Source organism: Hydrogenophaga pseudoflava (genome assembly GCF_004353865.1).
Classification (GTDB): Bacteria; Pseudomonadota; Gammaproteobacteria; order Burkholderiales; family Burkholderiaceae_C; genus Hydrogenophaga; species Hydrogenophaga pseudoflava.
On the sequence record NZ_CP037867.1, the window covers coordinates 4,844,326 to 4,860,785 of the forward strand.

The following is a 16,460-nucleotide window of genomic DNA, read 5'->3' on the forward strand; positions in this document are numbered from 1 at the left end:
CCCGGGGACTCAGTTGGAGAACTTGAAGACCGCCGTGCTGGCCAGCAGATTGGGCGCGAAGCGCACCTCGCGGTCCTCCTGCAGACCGAAGCTGTCGTCCACGGTCAGGCCACAGCTGCGCGCCAGCACCTCGAAATCGGCGTAGGTGCCGACACGGATGTTGGGCGTGTCGTACCACTGGTAGGGCAGGCGCCGGGTCACGGGCATGCGGCCCTGCAGCACCGCCAGCCGGTTGGGCCAGTGGGCGAAGTTGGGAAAGGCCACGATGCCGATGCGGCCCACGCGGGCGGTCTCGCGCAGCATGGTTTCGGCGTTGCGCAGGTGCTGCAGGGTGTCGATCTGCAGCACCACGTCGAAGGCGTCGTCCCCGAACATGGAGAGGCCGTCCTCCAGGTTGAGCTGCAGCACGTTGACCCCTCGCCGGATGCAGGCGTGCACCTTGGCGTCGTCGATCTCGACGCCATAGCCGCTGCACTGGCGCGTGGCCTGCAGGTGGGCCAGCAGGGCGCCGTCACCGCAACCGAGGTCGAGCACGCGCGAGCCCGGCGGCACCAGCCGGGCGATGGATTCGAGCAGGTGGCGCTCGCTCATTGCACACCTCCGGCGATGGTCTGTTCGAAGTAGCTCTTCACGGCCGCGTGGTAGCGCGGGTCGTCGAGCAGGAAAGCGTCGTGCCCGTGCGGCGCGTCGATCTCGGCGTAGCTCACGTCGCGCCGGTTCTCCAGCAGCGCCTTGACGATCTCGCGCGAGCGCGCGGGCGAGAAGCGCCAGTCGGTGGTGAAGCTCACCAGCAGGAACTTGGCCCTGGCCCGCGCCAGTGCCGCACTGAGGTTGCCGTCGTATTCGCGGGCCGGGTCGAAGTAGTCCAGCGCGCGGGTGATCAGCAGGTAGGTGTTGGCGTCGAAGTACTCGCTGAACTTGTCGCCCTGGTAGCGCAGGTAGCTCTCGATCTGGAACTCCACGTCTTGAGTGGAATACCGGTAGACCAGTTCGGCAGCAGCGGCAGGGTCTTCGCCATCGGCGGCCCGCAACGTGCGACCGAACTTCTCGTTCATCACGTCGTCGCTCAGGTAGGTGATGTGGCCGATCATGCGGGCGATGCGCAGGCCGCGGCGCGGCAGCGTGCCGGCGCGCAGGTAGTGGCCGTCATGGAAGTCCGGGTCGGTGACGATGGCGCGGCGCGCCACTTCGTTGAAGGCAATGTTCTCGGCCGTGAGGTTGGGCGCGCTGGCCACCACCACCGCGTGGCGCACGCGCTCGGGGTACTGCAGCGTCCAGGACAGCGTCTGCATGCCCCCCAGGCTGCCGCCCATGACCGCGGCGAGCTGCTCGATGCCCAGTATGTCGAGCAGCCGTGCCTGGGCATCGACCCAGTCCTCGACCGTCACCACCGGAAAGTCGGCGCCCCAGGGCTGGCCGGTGGCCGGGTTGGTGTGGGTCGGGCCGGTGCTGCCGAAGCAGGAGCCGATGTTGTTCACGCCGATCACGAACCAGCGGTTCGTGTCCACCGACTTGCCCGGGCCGATCATGTTGTGCCACCACCCTTCGCTGCGCGCGATCGGCTGGCCACGCTCGTCGGCGTGCAGCCCGGCCACGTGGTGGCTGGCGTTCAGGGCGTGGCATATCAGCACCGCGTTGGAGCGGTCGGCGTTGAGGCTGCCGTAGGTTTCATAGACCAGCTCATAGGCCGGCAGGACCGCGCCACTCCGGAGCGGCAGGGGCTCATCGAAGCGCTGGGTTTGTGGTGTGACGATCACGGTGGTTCACCTCGGGGGCTGGCAAAGCCCCAAAAACAGAAATCCCGGTGCCGCAAGGTGCGAGACCGGGAGTCCCCCCTTTAGCGGTATTTGTAGAGCGCCCGCAATCCGGACAAATCGGCGCTGGGAAGCAGTATAGAGGGAAGGCCACGACCCATGTTCTGTCGCACAACGGGCCCCTGCCGGATGCCCTGTGTTGCAAATGCGCACCAGCGCCGAAGGCGGCTTGACGCCCCCCCAAAAAAAGAACTCGCTTTCAGACAAACGGCGCATAATGGCCCGGCGAGCGTCCAAAACGCGCGCAAAACAAGTGATCGGTTGGTTTCGCGTGCTACAGAATTGTTTGCTGCCGGGGCTCCATCGCTATCTTTTTCTGTGTTTCTAGGAGTCCCAACCATGGGCAACAAACTGTACGTGGGCAACCTGCCCTACAGCGTGCGCGACGAAGACCTGCAACAGTCCTTCAGCGCCTTCGGCTCTGTCAACAGCGCCAAGGTCATGATGGAGCGCGACACCGGTCGCTCCAAGGGTTTCGGTTTTGTCGAGATGGGCAGCGATGCCGAAGCTCAGGCCGCCATCCAGGGCATGAACGGCCAGTCGCTGGGCGGCCGCAGCTTGGTGGTCAACGAAGCCCGTCCCATGGAACCGCGCCCCCCCCGCTCCGGTGGCGGTGGTTTCGGCGGCGGCCGTCGTGAAGGCGGCTACGGCGGTGGCGGTGGCGACGGCGGTTTCCGCAGTCCCTACGGCAACGGCGGCCGTCGTGAAGGCGGTGGCGGTCGCGGCGGTTACTGATTCTCAGGCAGGCCGGTCTTCGCACAGGCCTGCAAGCCCCGAACAAAAGCCCCTCGACGAGGGGCTTTTTTCATGCCGGGGCGCCGTGAACCAACAGCGTCAGGACGCCGGCTTGCCCTGGCCCTGGCGGTGTTTGCGCGCACGCCCCGCCAGCAGCCGGTCGAACCAGGCGTTGGGCAACAGCCGCAACAGCTTGGCCACCACCCCCATCTGCCAGGGAATGACGCGGTAGCTGCTGCCGGCCTCGATCGCGGCGAAGGCCCGATCGGCAAACACCTCGGGGCTGAGCAGAAACGGCATCGCATAGCGGTTCTCGCGGGTCAGCGGCGTGTCCACATAGCCCGGCAGCAAGGTCACCACACGCACACCGCTGCCCCGCAGCTCACCGCGCAGGCTTTCGCAATAGGCCACCACGGCGGCCTTGCTGGCGCAGTAGGCCCCGTGCCCCGGCAGGCCCCGGATCGCCGCCACGCTGGCGATGCCGACCAGCCGCCCGCTGCCGCGCGCGCGCATGGCCGCCACGAAGGGATGGAAGGTGGCGGCCATCCCGGTGTTGTTGGTGGCAAAGGTGCGCGCCATCACCGCCAGATCCTCGCGCTCGGTGGTGTCCATGCCGATGCTGATGCCGGCGTTGGCCACCACCACCTCGGGCACGCCCTGCTGCTCGAGGCAGCTCAGGCCGGCCTGCACGATGCCATCGATGTCGGCCACATCGGCCCGGTAGACGCGGCAGCGCTGGGCGTCCCAGCCCTGCGCGTCCACCCAGGCCTGCAGCTCTTCGCTGCGTCGGGCCACCAGGGCCAGCCGGTAACCGGCGCGGGCACAGCGCAAGGCAAGCGCCTGACCGATACCGCTGGAAGCGCCGGTGATGAAGGCCAGCGGCGCGCTGGTGCCTGGCACGCTGCTCATGGGCGGGGGGCGAACAAGGCGCGCACGTGGCCCGTGAGCACCGCCACACGGGCGTCGCCCGCATAGTCGAGGTTGTCGGCCGTGATCTGGTCCTGATCGCGCACCAGCAGCACGGGCTGGTCGGACATGATGTGCTCCGGCTCGGTGCTCACCCGCAGGTACTCGCCGTGAAATTCCAGCCGCGGCAACGGTTCCCCGTTGACGCCTTTGCCGGCCTGACGGACCACGGCGGCGTTGCCCTCCAGCACAAACACCGTGCCCTCGTCGTTGCTGGTGATCTGCCGGGCCGTGGCGGTGGAGAGCTGGCGCTGCTGCCCGAAGGAGCGCACGCGGGCGGCATCCACCACCAGGGTCCCGACGTCGGGATGGTGCCGCGCCGCCGTGCCGTACAGCTCGGTCTTCAGTGTCCCGCTCGGCTCGAACACCTTGACCGAGAAGCGCTGCATGAAGTAATCAGGCTCATGAGTCACCTCGGGCTTGGGCCCGGGCTCTTCGGGGATCGGGGTCGCCCGCAACAGCCAGTACGAGGCCAGCGCCAGCAGCATCATGAGCAGCACGGGCAGGTAGATGGACATCCGGTCCCACCAGCGAGAGAAGCTGTGGCGGCCAGAAGAGGCCCCCGGCAGGGTTGCGGTGTTCATCGCGCCGCCGCCTCCAGCTCCACCGCATAGGCGCCCCGCGCCACCAGCAGCAGGTCGCACAGCTCGCGCACGGCCCCGGCACCGGGCAGGCGCTGCGTCACATGATGGGCCAGCGCCAGCACCTCGGGATGGGCGGTCGGCGGGACGCAGGCGAAGGCCACACGGCGCAGCATGGGCAGGTCCGGCCAGTCGTCCCCCATGGCGGCAGCGGCCGACCAGTCCAGGCCCAGTTCGGCCAGGATGGCCTCGGCGGCGGGGCGCTTGTCCTCGGTGCCAAAGCGGGTGTGGCGCACGCCCAGGGCGGACAACCGGGCCCGCAGCGCCAGGGAGTCGCGACCGCTGACCACAGCCGGCGTGATGCCCGCGCGCTGCAGCAGCTTGATGCCGTGGCCGTCGAGCGTGTGAAAGCGCTTGAGTGCTTCGCCCGACTCGCCGAAATATAGGCCGCCGTCGGTGAGCACCCCGTCGACATCGAAGAACACCACGCGCACCGGCTGCGCCCGCAGCAGCAGCTCGGGATCAAAGTTCAGCACAGGGCGCAGGGGCGGCAGGTTCACGGACATCCGGCAATGCTAACGGGTGGCCGGCTCAGATGACTTTCGCCCGCATCAGGTCGTTGCTGTTGAGGGCCCCCACCAGGGCGCCGGTGTCGTCGACCACCAGCACGCTGGTGATGCGGCTGGCTTCCATCAGGTCGGCCGCTTCGACCGCCAGCGCATCGGCACGCACGGTGCGCGGGTTCGGATGCATCACATCCCCGGCACTGAGCGCCCGCAGGTCGGTGCTGTTGCCGGTGCGCTCGATGACCCGCCGCAGGTCGCCATCGGTGAAGATGCCCAGCACCTGTCCGGCGGCGTCGACCACTGCGCTCATGCCCAGCCCCTTGGCGCTCATCTCGCGCATCAGGCCCATCAGCGGCACATCGGTCGTCACACGCGGCACGTCGTCGCCGCTGCGCATCACGTCGCTGACATGGGTCAGCAGCTTGCGCCCCAGCGACCCGCCCGGGTGGGAGCGGGCGAAGTCGTCGGCCTTGAAGCCCCGGGCGTCCAGCAGCGCCACCGCGAGCGCGTCGCCCAGCGCCAGCTGTGCAGTGGTGCTGGCCGTGGGCGCGAGGTTGTGCGGACAGGCCTCGCGCGCGACCGCGGTGTCCAGCACCACATCGGCGTGGCGGGCCAGGGTCGAATCCGGCCGGCCGGTGAAGGCGACCAAGGGCACACCCATGCGCTTGATCAGCGGCAGGATGGCCGACAGCTCGTCGCTCTCGCCGCTGTTGCTGATGCCCAGCACCACGTCGGCGGGCGTGATCATGCCCAGGTCGCCGTGGCTGGCTTCGGCCGGGTGCACGAACATGGCGGGCGTGCCGGTCGAGGCCAGGGTGGCGGCGAGCTTGCGGCCGATGTGGCCGCTCTTGCCCATGCCGGTGACCACCACGCGGCCCGTGCAGGCCAGCAGGCAGCGCACCGCATCGGCGAATCGCTCGTCGAGCCGGCCGGCCAGCGCCGTCACCGCCTCGGCCTCGATCTGAAGGGTCTCGCGCGCCATCGCCAGCAGGCGCGTGGCTTCTAGGGAAAGGGCCGTGCTCATAGGCGGATTATCGCGTGGGGCACCCATTACCATCAGGGCGCATGAATTCCCTGGACATCACCCTGCTGTACCTGCTGGCGGCCGTGCTGGGCGTGGTCGGCTGCCGCATGCTGCGGCTGCCGCCCATGCTGGGTTATCTGGTGGTCGGCGTGGTGATCGGTCCGAATGCGCTGGCGCTGGCCCAGAACTCGCAGGGCCTGCGCTACCTGGCCGAGTTCGGCGTGGTGTTCCTGATGTTCGTGATCGGACTGGAGTTCAGCCTGCCCAAGCTGCGCGCCATGAAGCGCCACGTGTTCGGGCTGGGCCTGTCCCAGGTGGTGCTGACCGTGCTGCTGACCACCCTGGCCTCGCTGGCGCTGGGCTGGTTCCTGCCGACCTGGTGGAAGATGGAATGGCAGATGGCGCTGGCCCTGGGCGGCGTGATGGCCATGAGCAGCACCGCCATCGTGATCAAGCTGGTGGCCGAGCGGCTGGAGCTGGAGTCCGAGCATGGCAAGCGCGTGGTCGGCATCCTGCTGTTCCAGGACCTGGCCGTGGTGCCTCTGCTGGTGCTGATTCCGGCCCTGGGTTCGCCGCCCGACGAGCTGTTCAAGGCGCTGGGCATCGCCCTGCTCAAGGCCGCCGTGCTGCTGGGCATCCTGCTGACCGGCGGACAGAAGCTGATGCGCTGGTGGCTGACCCTGGTGGCGCGGCGCAAGAGCGACGAGCTGTTCATGCTCAACCTGCTGCTGATCACGCTGGGCCTGGCGTGGATGACCGAACACGCGGGCCTGTCGCTGGCGCTGGGTGCCTTCGTCGCCGGCATGCTGATCTCGGAGACCGAATACAAGCACCAGGTGGAGACCGACATCCGGCCCTTCCACGACGTGCTGCTGGGCCTGTTCTTCATCACCATCGGCATGCTGCTGGACTGGCGCCTGGTGCTGGAGCGCTGGCCGCTCGTGTTGTTGCTGCTCTCGCTCTCGCTGGCGTTCAAGATCGGCATGATCACCAGCCTGACGCGGCTGTTCGGCGCACCCATGGGCACCGCCCTGCGCACCGGCCTCTACCTGTGCCAGGCCGGCGAGTTCGGCCTGGTGCTGCTGTCGCTGGCCGGGCAGCACCAGCTGGTGCCGCCCGCGCTGTTCAACCCCATCCTGGCGAGCATGGTGATCTCCATGCTCGCCACGCCCTTCATCATCCAGTACACCAACGACATCGTCACCCGCGTGGTGGGCAGCGACTGGCTGATGCAGTCGGTGCAGATGACCAGCATTGCGCGCCGCTCGATCAACGCCGACAAGCACGTGATCATCTGCGGCTACGGCCGCTGCGGCCAGAACCTGGCGCGGCTGCTGGAGGCCGAAGGCATCCCCTACATGGCGCTGGACCTGGACCCGGACCGGGTGCGCCAGGCCGCCGCCGCCGGCCATTCCGTGGTGTTCGGTGACGCGGCACGGCTGCAGGCGCTCATGGCCGCCGGCCTGCACCGCGCCAGCGCGGTGGTCATCACCTACATCGAGACCGCCAGCGCGCTCAAAGTCCTGCATCACGCGCACGAACACGCACCGCAGGTGCCGGTGGTGGTGCGCACCATCGATGATGTCGACGACGGCAAGCTGCGCGCCGCCGGCGCGACCGAGGTGGTGCCCGAAGCGATCGAGGCCAGCCTGATGCTGGCCAGCCACGCGCTGGCGCTGGTGGGCGTGCCCATGCGGCGCGTGATCCGCGTGGTGCAGGACCAGCGCGACGCCCGCTACAGCCTGCTCAAGGGCTACTTCCACGGCGCCGATGACGGCAGTGCGGAGGAAGCCGAACACGAACGGCTGTCGACGGTGACGATTCCGCCGGGCGGGCGCAAGGTGGGTCGAACGCTGGGCAGTGTGGCGCTGGAGGCCATGGGCGTGCGCGTGGCCAGCCTGCGGCGCGCCGGAGGCCAGAACACGCCGTTTGACGACACCACCGTGCTCGACGGCGGCGACACCCTGGTGCTCAGCGGCAAGGCTCCTGCGCTGGCCCTGGCAGAAGAAAAGCTGCTGGGCGGGGGCTGAGCCCTCGGGTTTTCCCCAATCCATCCGCCGGGAACCCTCTCGCGGCATTGACGTCGCATCGTCTTTCAACCCGCTGAAAGATTTTCCGATGGATCGACGTGCTTTCCTGGGCACCGGCATGGCCGGCGCCGCCGCCCTGACCTTCTCGTCCGCGTGGTCGCAGCAGGCCACGCCGAACTTCGGTCCGCCGACGCTGCCGGCCACCGGCGTCAAGCGCATGAAGCTGGGTGCCATGGAAGTGATCGCGCTCAACGATGGCGCGCTGCGCCGCCCGTTGGGCGAGGAGTTCGTGCGCAACGTGCCGCTGGAGCAGGTCAAGTCGCTGCTGGCCTCTCAGAACCTGCCCACCGACTACGTCGACATCCCGTTCACGCCGTTTCTGGTGGTGACGCCGGCCGGCCGCTTCCTGCTGGACACCGGCTTTGCCGACAACGGACCGCCGACCACCGGCAAGCTCGCAGCGCAGCTGGCCGCCGCCGGCTTCAAGCCCGAAGACGTCGACCACGTGGTCATCAGCCACTACCACGGCGACCACATCAACGGCCTGCGCAAGAAGGACGGTTCGCTGGCCTTTCCCAAGGCCAAGGTGCACGTGCCGGCGCCGGAACACGCCTTCTGGTTCGACGACGCGAAGATGAACGCGGCGCCCCCTGCCGCCAAAGGCGCCTTTGAGAACGCTCGCAAAGTCATCGGCAGCCTGCCGGCCGACATCCTGGTGAAGTACGAGCCCGGCCAGGAACTCGCGCCCGGCATCAGGGCCGAGGCGGCGTTCGGCCACACGCCGGGCATGAGCATGGTGTCGGTGCAGTCCGAAGGCCAGAAGTTCATGTACGTGGCCGACCTGACCAACGTGCCCTCACTGTTCGCGCGCAGCCCCGACTGGGCGGTGCAGTTCGACATGGACGCCGAACTGGCCCGCCAGACCCGCCGCCGCGTGTTCGACATGCTGGTCAAGGACAAGGTGACGGCAGGCGGCTACCACTTCCCGTTCCCGGCGTTGGGCACCATCGAGACCGCGGGCAGCGGCTACCAGTTCAAACCCGTCGCCTGAGCGCGGCGGCGGTGTCTTCATAATGGCTTCCATGGACACCACCGCCTTCCTCAAGAGCCACATCCGCACCGTGCCCGACTGGCCCGCGCCGGGCGTGCAGTTCCGCGACATCACGCCGCTGCTGCAGGACCCGCGGGTCTTCCGGGTGCTGATCGACACCTTCGTGCACCGCTACATGGAGCCGTCGCTGCGGCCCTCCGTGGTGGCGGGGCTTGATGCCCGCGGCTTCATCATCGGTTCGGTGCTGGCCTACGAGCTGGGTGTCGGTTTCGTGCCAATCCGCAAGAAGGGCAAGCTGCCCTTCACCACGGTGGAGGAGACCTACGAGCTGGAGTACGGCAGCGCCACGGTCGAACTGCACACCGATGCGGTGAAGACCGGCGACCGTGTGCTGCTGATCGACGACCTGATCGCCACCGGCGGCACCATGATGGCTGGTCGCCGCCTGCTGGAGAAGCTGGGGGCCGAGGTGATCGAAGGGGCGGCCATCGTGGATCTGCCGGAACTCGGCGGTTCACGCAAACTGCTCGACTCCGGCCTGCCCCTCTTCACGCTGGTGCATTTCGAGGGTCATTGAGCGCGGCCCGCCGGGCCTGGTCAGAGCCTGCCGTACTGGGTTTCGCTCAGTCCGGCGAAATCGCTGTGGACTTCCGGCGGTTGCTCCATCTGGGCCACGGCCGGGGCCTCCATGCGGTGTGCAGGCAGCGCCGGGGTCTCCAGGGCCGAGCGGAATGCCGCCACCTGTTCGGGGGCCAGCGGGCGCGCAGAACCGGATGCCGCCGCGCCCTCGCGCCGGGTCTGCGCCGCCACCGAGGCCTTGAGTGCAACACCCCGCAGATCGTGCACCGGCTGGCGGCGCCAGTACACCGCCTGCACCTGCATGGAATGGCGCGAGCGGGCACTGCCCTGGATCCAGCGCTCAATCTCCAGCAGGTACTCGTCGGGCATCACGTCGGCTGGCAGCGTAAGGTTGATCAGCACCAGGAAGCCGTCGCCCGTGGAGTCCAGGGCCAGCACTTTGAACTCGTAGCTGGTGGACAGCACGCCCGCGCGGATCAGGGACTCGCGCACGACCGAAAACAGCTGCTCGCGGCGCAGGATGCGCCGTCCCCGCCGCGGGGAGATCAGGGGCAATGTGGTCTGGCCGAAGGCGCGACGGGGCTTGCGCCCGCCAGTGGCTCCGGCGTCGGACTTTTTGGCTTGCAGCCAGCGTAGGAGGGACATGGGCGAAGTATGCCTTCAGGAACGTTGACTTGTGACAGCTGCAGCGGGACAGACTCTCAGCACCGGTCGCCGGAAGTCGTGCACCTGCATCAGGTGACGGCCACGCGCTTGGGCTTGTTGTACATGCGCCGGGCCAGCACTGCCGCCATGGCCACGGTCAGTTCCAGTGCAATGACAGGGAAGCGGGCGGACAGCTCGCGGAACCGCAACGGGGTCAGGCACCACAGCCGGCTGTGGCCACCGGCGTTCACCGTCGCGCTGCGGGGCAGGTGACTGAAGAACGCCCCTTCGCCCAGCACCGAACCCGCGCCGACCATGGCGATGCGCACACGGTCCTTGTCGTCTTCGTAATGCACGGTGAGGCTGCCGCTTTCGACAAAGTAGACCGTCCGGTCCTTGACGCCCTGCTCAATGAGAACCTGCCCCTGGCTGAGGGTCACCGGCTGCAGGTAATCGCCCAGCAACTGCCATTGCGCATCCGAAAGGTTCACCGGCACCGCATCCAGCGCGTTGCTGGTGCGCATGGCTTGCGCCAGCGCCAGCACGTCGAACCGCGGATCGGTGGGTACTCGGGCATTCATCCCTGCACCATACCGGCGGGAGCCATGGCCCCACAAGCCATGGTTACCGTTGCTTACGCTTTGGCTCCCGGTGGCGTCCTAAAGGAGGCCAGCGGTGGGCCTGTTAACGCCCCGTCACACTTTGGCGCCCGAGAACCAGCGCCGGAACACGCGGCCGGCCAGGCGGTAAGGCGCCATCAACCGCCACGACCGGCTGGCCAAGAGCTCGGCCATCCCTCGCTGGCTTTCGGCCAATGCAGCCTGCGACTGTGCAAGGGCCCGTTCCACCAGCCGGCAGTGGTCTTCCCGTTGCGACAGCTGAGCGTTCTTCCGCGCCAGGTCCGCCGCCAAGGCGACCTGCGACTGCAACCGCTCTTCCAGACGCCCGAGTGTGCGCGCGAGTCCCTGCACCTGGCGTCGCCAGACTTGGGCATCCTGCATCGGCCGGACCTCCGCCGGACACGGGCCCGCCCGCCCATCCTCCAGCGAAAGCCCGGGCAGCGACCGAAGATCAAAGAAGTCCAGCGGGACCATCTCGTTGGTGATCACCATCAGGTGCCCCGAGCGGTCCAGGTCCAGCCCCTTGGGCCCTCCCTCCTGTGGGTTGGAACGCCCCTGCAGAAAGGTGTCCTCGTCCAGCACCCGCAGCCGGCAGCCGTGCCGCTGCTCCCCCCGCCAACGACCATCGGGACAGGTGTAGATGTGTACGAACGGCGCACCAGCGTCGGCCACCAGGATGCGCCGCGAGTTCTCCACGAAACGCAGGCCGTGGGGATAGTCGACACCCAGCAGGCGGGCATCGGGCTCGGCATCCGGCCCGAGCGGCCGGCTGGTGTCGTACAGGCGCACGCAATGCTCGTTGTGGTTGCTGACAGCGATCCATCGTCCGTCGGGGCTGTGGGCCACCCCGTCGGGTATGTCCAGCCCCCGGGCCAGCAGAGGAGAACCCGCGAGAGCGCCTGGCCGGGCACCGCCCAGATCCACCAGGTGCTGGGTCACCTGGTGCGTGTAGTTGTTGCAGACCAGCACATCCAGGCAACCGCACGCCATGGGGCGGGCGCTGACGGACCCCGGCGTCTCCACCAGCCCCGGATGGACTGTCTCAAGGCGCAGCAGCGGTTGAAGTTCACAGGGTGTCGCGCCCCCGGTGGGCGGTGGAATGTGGAACACCGGCACACCACCCTGGCGATTGGCCACCAGCAGGGTGTCGTCGCCGCTCCAGAACAGACCATGGGGGTAGGAAAACTCGCGCGAGACGAACGGCTGGGGACTGTGCAGGCGCACATGGGGGCCCTTTGCGCCCCAGTCGATGTCGATGCCCAGGACCAGCACACGATTGCTCAGGTGACCCGCAATGGCCAGCCGCCGGTTGTCAGGCGACAGGTGCACGTCCTCGGTGCGGCCCAGCTCGGCCAGGGCAGACGCCACACCGGGTCCGTGCACGACGGGCAGGCGCCCGGCCTCCAGCGTGGGCGCCGTGGTCGTCGCGTCGGTATCGAACTCGGAAGCACTCATCGCGGGCCTGTCCGGTGGGGTGGGTACAAGTGTGAGATTTTGTACCCAAGCCAGCGGCCCGCCGGTGCTCACTTCCCAATGCAGAACCTGGAAAAGATCTCGCCCAGCAGGTCGTCGGCGCTGAACTCGCCAGTGATCTCGCCCAGCGCCACCTGCGCCAGCCGCAGCTCTTCGGCCAGCAGGTCCAGGTGCTCGGCCTGCGCCGCCAGGTGCTCGTGCGCCAGCGCCAGGTGCTCGCCCACGCGGCGCAACGCCTGCAGGTGCCGCTCGCGGGCCATGAACAGGCCGTCGCCCGCGTGCTGCCAGCCGGCCAGATCGAGCAGGCGCTGGCGCAGCGCCTCCAGGCCTTCGCCCTGCTTGGCCGAGATGACCAGTTCGCCGACCGCCTCGGCGCGCGCCTTCAAGGGCATCGCGCCCGCGCTGCACTGGTCCCGCTTGTTCCACACCGGCAGCAGCGTCACACCCGCGGGCAAGTCGGCAGCGATGGCCGCGTCGGCCGCCTGGTAGTCGGCCTGGTCGGCGCGGCTGAGGTCGTGCAGAAACAGCACCGCATCGGCCTGTTCGATCTGGCCCCAGGCGCGCTGGATGCCGATCTGCTCCACCTCGTCCACGTCGGCGCCGTGGCGCAGGCCCGCGGTGTCGATCACGTGCAGCGGCACGCCTTCGATCTGGATGGTCTGCTGCACCAGGTCGCGCGTGGTGCCGGCAATGGGGGTCACGATGGCCAGCTCGGCCCCGGCCAGTGCATTGAGCAGCGAACTCTTGCCCGCGTTGGGCTGACCGGCGATCACCACCTTCAGGCCGTCGCGCAGCAGCGCACCCTGGCGCGCCTCGGCCAGCACCGCGTCCAGCCCGGCGCGCAGCCGGTGCAGTTGGCCGCTGGCGTCGGCCTTCTGCAGGAAATCGATTTCTTCCTCGGGAAAGTCCAGCGTCGCCTCGACCAGCATGCGCAGGTTCACCAGCGCGTCGCGCAGCGCGTGGATGCGCTCGGAGAACACACCCGCCAGCGACCGGCTGGCACTGCGCGCCGCAGCCTCGGTGCTGGCGTCGATCAGGTCGGCCACCGCCTCGGCCTGCGCCAGGTCCAGCTTGTCGTTCAGGAACGCGCGCTCGGTGAACTCGCCCGCTCGCGCCGGGCGCAGGCCGCGCAGCAGCGGCTGGCCATCGTCTCCCGGAGACTGCGCCACCTGCAGGCAGCGCGCCAGCAGCAGCTGCAGCACCACCGGCCCGCCGTGGCCCTGCAGTTCCAGCACGTCCTCGCCGGTGTACGAGTGCGGCCCCGGAAACCACAGTGCCAGCCCGTGGTCGATGGGCTGGCCGGCGGCGTCGGCAAACGGCAGATAGGTCGCCTCACGGGCTTTCAGCGAGCGCCCGAGCAGCGCCCGCACGAACGCTGCCAGCCCCTGGCCCGACACCCGCACGATGCCCACCGCCCCGCGACCGGGTGCGGTGGCGATGGCGGCGATGGGGTCACGGGACGCAGCGAGCATGGGCAAAAGGATAGGCGGAAAAACAATGGGCCTGCATCGCAGGCCCATCGGATGGTTCAACCCGTTGTTCAGCTCTTGAACAGGGTGATCGGATTGGTGATCTTCAGCGGCACGCCCATCTTGCTGTTGATGTACGCCTGCTGGGCGATGGTCAGCAGGTTGTTCGTGATCCAGTACAGCACCAGACCGGCCGGGAAGAAGAAGAACATGACCGAGAACATCAGCGGCATCAGCCACATCATCTTGGCCTGCAGCGGATCGGGCGGCAGCGGGTTCAGCGCGGTCTGCACGATCGTGGTCAGCGTCATCACGAACGGCAGCACGTAGAACGGGTCCTTGGTCGAGAGGTCGGTGATCCAGCCCATCCACGGCGCGTTGCGCATCTCCACCGACGACAGCAGCACCCAGTACAGCGCGATGAACACCGGAATCTGGATCAGGATGGGGAAACAACCACCCAGCGGGTTGACCTTCTCCTCCCGGTAGATCTTCATCATCTCCTGCTGCATCAGCTGCGGGTTGCCCTTCAGGCGCTCACGCATTTCCGTGATGCGCGGGTTGATGGCCTTCATCTTGGCCATCGAGCGGTATGCGCTGGCGTTGAGCCAGTAGAACGCCGCCTTGAGCAGCACCACCAGCAGCACGATCGCCCAGCCCCAGTTGCCCACGAAGCCGTGGATCTTCTCCAGCAGCCAGTACAGCGGCTTGGCAATGATGGTCAGCCAGCCGTAGTCCTTGACCAGCTCCAGACCGGGGGCCGTGGTCTCCAGCACCTTCTCCAGTTGCGGGCCCACGAACAGACGCGCGTCGAGCTTCTGGCTCTGGCCGGGGGCGATGGCGGGCAGGGTGCTGATCGCGCCGATGGAGAACAGGTTGTTGTCGATTCGGCGGGCGAAGTTCTCGCGCGCCGCGCCCTCGGGCAGCAGCCAGGCGGAGGTGAAATAGTGCTGCACCATGGCCACGTAGCCGTCCGTGGCGCTCTTCTCGAAGGTGGCCTTGTTGTCGGTGATCTGGCCGAATTCGATCTTCTGGTACTTCTGGGCCGAGGTGTAGACCGCCGGACCGGTGAAGGTCGAATAGAACGGCGTCTCGCTGTCGGTCTTGTTGCCGTCTCGCACCAGCTGCACGTAGAGCTGCGGTGTCACCGGCGCGGCGCCGGTGTTGACCACCTCGTGCGCGACGTCGATGGTGTAGCTGCCACGCTTGAGCGTGTAGGTCTTGACCAGCTTGACGCCGCCGACGTCGGCCGACTCGAACTTCACCGCCAGCGTGTCCTGACCATCGGCCAGCGAGTTGGGTCCGGGCACCAGCGCCATCGGCGTCTTGTGCGTCGGGAAGCTGCCGCCGATCAGGCCGGTCTGCGCGATGTAGGTGTGCTGGTCGTTCTGGGCCAGCAGCTGGAACGGCTCGGAGCCCAGCTGCTTGCTGGCGTGCTTCAGCAGCGTCGCGCCGATCAGCGAACCGCCTTCGCTGTTGAAGGTCAGCTTGAACACATCGGTGGTCACCTCGTGGCGCACAGCCGCCGGAGCGGGCGCACCCGCATCGGGCGCCGCCGCTCCGGAAGCGGCGGAAGCACTGGCGGAGGTGGCGGCCGGCACGCTGGCATCGGCCGCCGGCGCCGCTTTCTGCTCAGCCGGCGCGGTCGCGGCCGACGACGGGAAGAACGTCGGTGCCTTGCCGTTGTGGATCTGCCACTTGTCCCAGATCAGGACCATCGAAAAACCAAAAACCACCCAGAGGATGGAACGGCGGATGTCGTTCATGAAGGGTTCTTCTTTTCTGAGGAAACAGGAATCAGGTGAGAGAACAGTGCGGGCGCCGCGTCGGGCACCGGGTCGCAACCGCCCTCGCACCAGGGACCACAGCGCCCGATGCGCCTGAGCATCAGATACCCACCGGCCAGAGCGCCGTGGCGCTGCAAGGCCCCCAGCGCGTAGACCGAGCAGGTAGGCTCGAAACGGCAACTGCCGCCCAGCCAGGGACTGAGCAACAGGCGGTAGCCCTTGACCAGTCCGATCAGGACCTGACGCGGCCAGTCGCGCATCATGCCGCAACCTCCGGCCGTGCGGCGATGCGGCCCAGCAACTGGGTCAGTTCGGCGCGCACCGCCCGTTTGAGCACATCGGAAGTGGCGCTCACGAACTGCTCGCGGCTGAACCCGCTGCGCAGCCGCACGACCAGCGCCGCCGGCGGCAACTGGCTCGCGGCCAGGCGGGTGGCCTCGTACACCTGGCGCCGGATGGCGTTGCGGGTGACCGCCCGCTTGGCCCAGCGCTTGGGCAGCACAACGCCAACCCAGGTGCCGGACACCGGAAACAGCAAACGCCCGTGCTCCGGGCCTGGCAGTGCCAACCGGTGCAGGGCGAAATGAGGGGTTTTGGCCACGATGGCACCCGCCATGGCAGCCTGGAACTGGGGCCGGGTCCGGATGCGCTGCATCAGACGACCGGAGTCACAGGCGCGCTGGAGAGCGTGGGCCCGGCCGACCAAGGACTGATCGATGCGGCAGGGCGGATCAGGCTCAGACGGCCAGACGCTTGCGGCCCTTGGCGCGGCGTGCGTTGATGACGGCGCGGCCACCGCGGGTCTTCATGCGCACGAGGAAACCGTGGGTACGGGCGCGCTTGATCTTCGAAGGCTGGTAGGTGCGTTTCATTGCCATGGCAGTGCGGCCCAGGCAAGGCCAGGGCGATTCAAGTTGGAGGGAAACCCGCAATTATCGCCGAGAAAGACCCAAAGCAGCAAGCGCTGCCGTCGCCAGGCTTGGTTGAGGGCTGATTTGCGACTCTTTGGGACGAACATGTAACAGTCGCCCGAGGGGTGTGGATAACTTTTCGGCGGGCCTACAATGCCGGTCCAGCCCCGAGCCGTTTGTCCACAAGAACAATCTTTCCTTCCCGTTTC

Annotated in this window: 18 protein-coding genes; 4 read left to right on the top strand and 14 right to left on the bottom strand. The window is 67.9% G+C overall.

Annotated elements, in window-relative coordinates; genetic code table 11:
* Positions 1-9 precede the first annotated feature (9 nt).
* Entirely contained in the window at positions 10-591 is a 582-nt protein-coding gene (gene metW / locus HPF_RS23235; protein WP_066160783.1) for a methionine biosynthesis protein MetW, read from the bottom strand.
* Positions 588-1,757 carry a homoserine O-succinyltransferase MetX gene (metX, locus tag HPF_RS23240; RefSeq protein WP_133157969.1) on the bottom strand — a complete coding sequence of 390 codons (1,170 nt, stop codon included), beginning with the start codon at positions 1,755-1,757 and terminating at the stop codon, positions 588-590. Before metX ends, metW begins: the two co-directional genes overlap by 4 nt.
* A 396-nt stretch (positions 1,758-2,153) precedes the next feature.
* Here metX and HPF_RS23245 point away from each other — a divergent pair, with 396 nt between their 5' ends.
* Entirely contained in the window at positions 2,154-2,549 is a 396-nt protein-coding gene (locus HPF_RS23245) for an RNA recognition motif domain-containing protein (protein ID WP_066160776.1), read from the top strand.
* A gap of 99 nt (positions 2,550-2,648) precedes the next feature.
* Here the strand turns inward: HPF_RS23245 and HPF_RS23250 are convergent, their stop codons facing one another.
* The 4 genes from HPF_RS23250 to HPF_RS23265 are packed head-to-tail and all read right to left on the bottom strand — an operon-like array spanning position 2,649 to position 5,686.
* Positions 2,649-3,458, bottom strand: a complete 810-nt coding sequence (locus tag HPF_RS23250) for an SDR family oxidoreductase (RefSeq protein WP_133157970.1) — start codon at positions 3,456-3,458, stop codon at positions 2,649-2,651.
* Positions 3,455-4,099 carry an LPS export ABC transporter periplasmic protein LptC gene (gene lptC / locus HPF_RS23255; RefSeq protein ID WP_066160770.1) on the bottom strand — a complete coding sequence of 215 codons (645 nt, stop codon included), beginning with the start codon at positions 4,097-4,099 and terminating at the stop codon, positions 3,455-3,457. The genes HPF_RS23250 and lptC overlap by 4 nt, the downstream gene beginning before the upstream one ends.
* On the bottom strand, positions 4,096-4,662 hold the full coding sequence (locus tag HPF_RS23260; protein WP_133157971.1) for a KdsC family phosphatase: 567 nt from the start codon (positions 4,660-4,662) through the stop codon (positions 4,096-4,098). The genes lptC and HPF_RS23260 overlap by 4 nt, the downstream gene beginning before the upstream one ends.
* Before the next feature lie 25 nt (positions 4,663-4,687).
* Positions 4,688-5,686, bottom strand: coding sequence for a KpsF/GutQ family sugar-phosphate isomerase (locus tag HPF_RS23265; RefSeq protein WP_133157972.1), 999 nt, complete (start codon positions 5,684-5,686; stop codon positions 4,688-4,690).
* A 41-nt stretch (positions 5,687-5,727) separates the two neighbouring features.
* On the opposite strand from HPF_RS23265, the gene HPF_RS23270 reads away from it, so the two are divergent.
* The 3 genes from HPF_RS23270 (at position 5,728) to HPF_RS23280 (ending at position 9,344) form a co-directional block, all read left to right on the top strand.
* The gene (locus tag HPF_RS23270) at positions 5,728-7,716 is read left to right on the top strand and encodes a monovalent cation:proton antiporter family protein (protein ID WP_133157973.1); all 1,989 of its coding nucleotides are present in this window, start codon (positions 5,728-5,730) and stop codon (positions 7,714-7,716) included.
* Between the two features lie 88 nt (positions 7,717-7,804).
* Positions 7,805-8,767 (top strand): MBL fold metallo-hydrolase, encoded by a 963-nt coding sequence (locus HPF_RS23275; RefSeq protein WP_133157974.1) that lies wholly within the window; start codon positions 7,805-7,807, stop codon positions 8,765-8,767.
* Between the two features lie 31 nt (positions 8,768-8,798).
* Positions 8,799-9,344 (top strand): adenine phosphoribosyltransferase, encoded by a 546-nt coding sequence (locus HPF_RS23280; protein ID WP_207959255.1) that lies wholly within the window; start codon positions 8,799-8,801, stop codon positions 9,342-9,344.
* Between the two features lie 20 nt (positions 9,345-9,364).
* Here the strand turns inward: HPF_RS23280 and HPF_RS23285 are convergent, their stop codons facing one another.
* The 8 genes from HPF_RS23285 to rpmH form a co-directional block, all read right to left on the bottom strand.
* The gene (locus HPF_RS23285; RefSeq protein ID WP_133157976.1) at positions 9,365-9,991 is read right to left on the bottom strand and encodes a hypothetical protein; all 627 of its coding nucleotides are present in this window, start codon (positions 9,989-9,991) and stop codon (positions 9,365-9,367) included.
* Between the two features lie 89 nt (positions 9,992-10,080).
* The gene (locus HPF_RS23290) at positions 10,081-10,572 is read right to left on the bottom strand and encodes a Crp/Fnr family transcriptional regulator (protein ID WP_066160753.1); all 492 of its coding nucleotides are present in this window, start codon (positions 10,570-10,572) and stop codon (positions 10,081-10,083) included.
* A gap of 114 nt (positions 10,573-10,686) precedes the next feature.
* Entirely contained in the window at positions 10,687-12,066 is a 1,380-nt protein-coding gene (locus tag HPF_RS23295; RefSeq protein ID WP_133157977.1) for an LpqB family beta-propeller domain-containing protein, read from the bottom strand.
* A 68-nt stretch (positions 12,067-12,134) separates the two neighbouring features.
* Positions 12,135-13,556, bottom strand: a complete 1,422-nt coding sequence (gene mnmE / locus HPF_RS23300; RefSeq protein ID WP_066160747.1) for a tRNA uridine-5-carboxymethylaminomethyl(34) synthesis GTPase MnmE — start codon at positions 13,554-13,556, stop codon at positions 12,135-12,137.
* A gap of 68 nt (positions 13,557-13,624) precedes the next feature.
* On the bottom strand, positions 13,625-15,319 hold the full coding sequence (gene yidC, locus HPF_RS23305) for a membrane protein insertase YidC (protein ID WP_066160744.1): 1,695 nt from the start codon (positions 15,317-15,319) through the stop codon (positions 13,625-13,627).
* Complete coding sequence (gene yidD / locus HPF_RS23310; RefSeq protein ID WP_079366251.1) at positions 15,316-15,603, bottom strand: membrane protein insertion efficiency factor YidD; 288 nt, start codon at positions 15,601-15,603, stop codon at positions 15,316-15,318. The genes yidC and yidD overlap by 4 nt, the downstream gene beginning before the upstream one ends.
* On the bottom strand, positions 15,600-15,995 hold the full coding sequence (locus tag HPF_RS23315) for a ribonuclease P protein component (protein WP_079366252.1): 396 nt from the start codon (positions 15,993-15,995) through the stop codon (positions 15,600-15,602). Before HPF_RS23315 ends, yidD begins: the two co-directional genes overlap by 4 nt.
* A gap of 82 nt (positions 15,996-16,077) precedes the next feature.
* Positions 16,078-16,212 (bottom strand): 50S ribosomal protein L34, encoded by a 135-nt coding sequence (rpmH, locus tag HPF_RS23320; protein ID WP_066096666.1) that lies wholly within the window; start codon positions 16,210-16,212, stop codon positions 16,078-16,080.
* Positions 16,213-16,460 lie beyond the last annotated feature (248 nt).

What these genes read in the sequence shown, in the direction of transcription:
- HPF_RS23265 (WP_133157972.1), bottom strand. Translation starts at nt 5,686, where the DNA reads ATGAGCACGGCCCTTTCCCTAGAAGCCACGCGCCTGCTGGCGATGGCG.
- HPF_RS23275 (WP_133157974.1), top strand. Translation starts at nt 7,805, where the DNA reads ATGGATCGACGTGCTTTCCTGGGCACCGGCATGGCCGGCGCCGCCGCC.
- HPF_RS23315 (WP_079366252.1), bottom strand. Translation starts at nt 15,995, where the DNA reads ATGCAGCGCATCCGGACCCGGCCCCAGTTCCAGGCTGCCATGGCGGGT.
- HPF_RS23270 (WP_133157973.1), top strand. Translation starts at nt 5,728, where the DNA reads ATGAATTCCCTGGACATCACCCTGCTGTACCTGCTGGCGGCCGTGCTG.
- rpmH (WP_066096666.1), bottom strand. Translation starts at nt 16,212, where the DNA reads ATGAAACGCACCTACCAGCCTTCGAAGATCAAGCGCGCCCGTACCCAC.
- HPF_RS23290 (WP_066160753.1), bottom strand. Translation starts at nt 10,572, where the DNA reads ATGAATGCCCGAGTACCCACCGATCCGCGGTTCGACGTGCTGGCGCTG.
- yidC (WP_066160744.1), bottom strand. Translation starts at nt 15,319, where the DNA reads ATGAACGACATCCGCCGTTCCATCCTCTGGGTGGTTTTTGGTTTTTCG.
- lptC (WP_066160770.1), bottom strand. Translation starts at nt 4,099, where the DNA reads ATGAACACCGCAACCCTGCCGGGGGCCTCTTCTGGCCGCCACAGCTTC.
- HPF_RS23245 (WP_066160776.1), top strand. Translation starts at nt 2,154, where the DNA reads ATGGGCAACAAACTGTACGTGGGCAACCTGCCCTACAGCGTGCGCGAC.
- HPF_RS23260 (WP_133157971.1), bottom strand. Translation starts at nt 4,662, where the DNA reads ATGTCCGTGAACCTGCCGCCCCTGCGCCCTGTGCTGAACTTTGATCCC.
- HPF_RS23285 (WP_133157976.1), bottom strand. Translation starts at nt 9,991, where the DNA reads ATGTCCCTCCTACGCTGGCTGCAAGCCAAAAAGTCCGACGCCGGAGCC.
- metW (WP_066160783.1), bottom strand. Translation starts at nt 591, where the DNA reads ATGAGCGAGCGCCACCTGCTCGAATCCATCGCCCGGCTGGTGCCGCCG.
- yidD (WP_079366251.1), bottom strand. Translation starts at nt 15,603, where the DNA reads ATGATGCGCGACTGGCCGCGTCAGGTCCTGATCGGACTGGTCAAGGGC.
- HPF_RS23250 (WP_133157970.1), bottom strand. Translation starts at nt 3,458, where the DNA reads ATGAGCAGCGTGCCAGGCACCAGCGCGCCGCTGGCCTTCATCACCGGC.
- HPF_RS23280 (WP_207959255.1), top strand. Translation starts at nt 8,799, where the DNA reads ATGGACACCACCGCCTTCCTCAAGAGCCACATCCGCACCGTGCCCGAC.
- HPF_RS23295 (WP_133157977.1), bottom strand. Translation starts at nt 12,066, where the DNA reads ATGAGTGCTTCCGAGTTCGATACCGACGCGACGACCACGGCGCCCACG.
- mnmE (WP_066160747.1), bottom strand. Translation starts at nt 13,556, where the DNA reads ATGCTCGCTGCGTCCCGTGACCCCATCGCCGCCATCGCCACCGCACCC.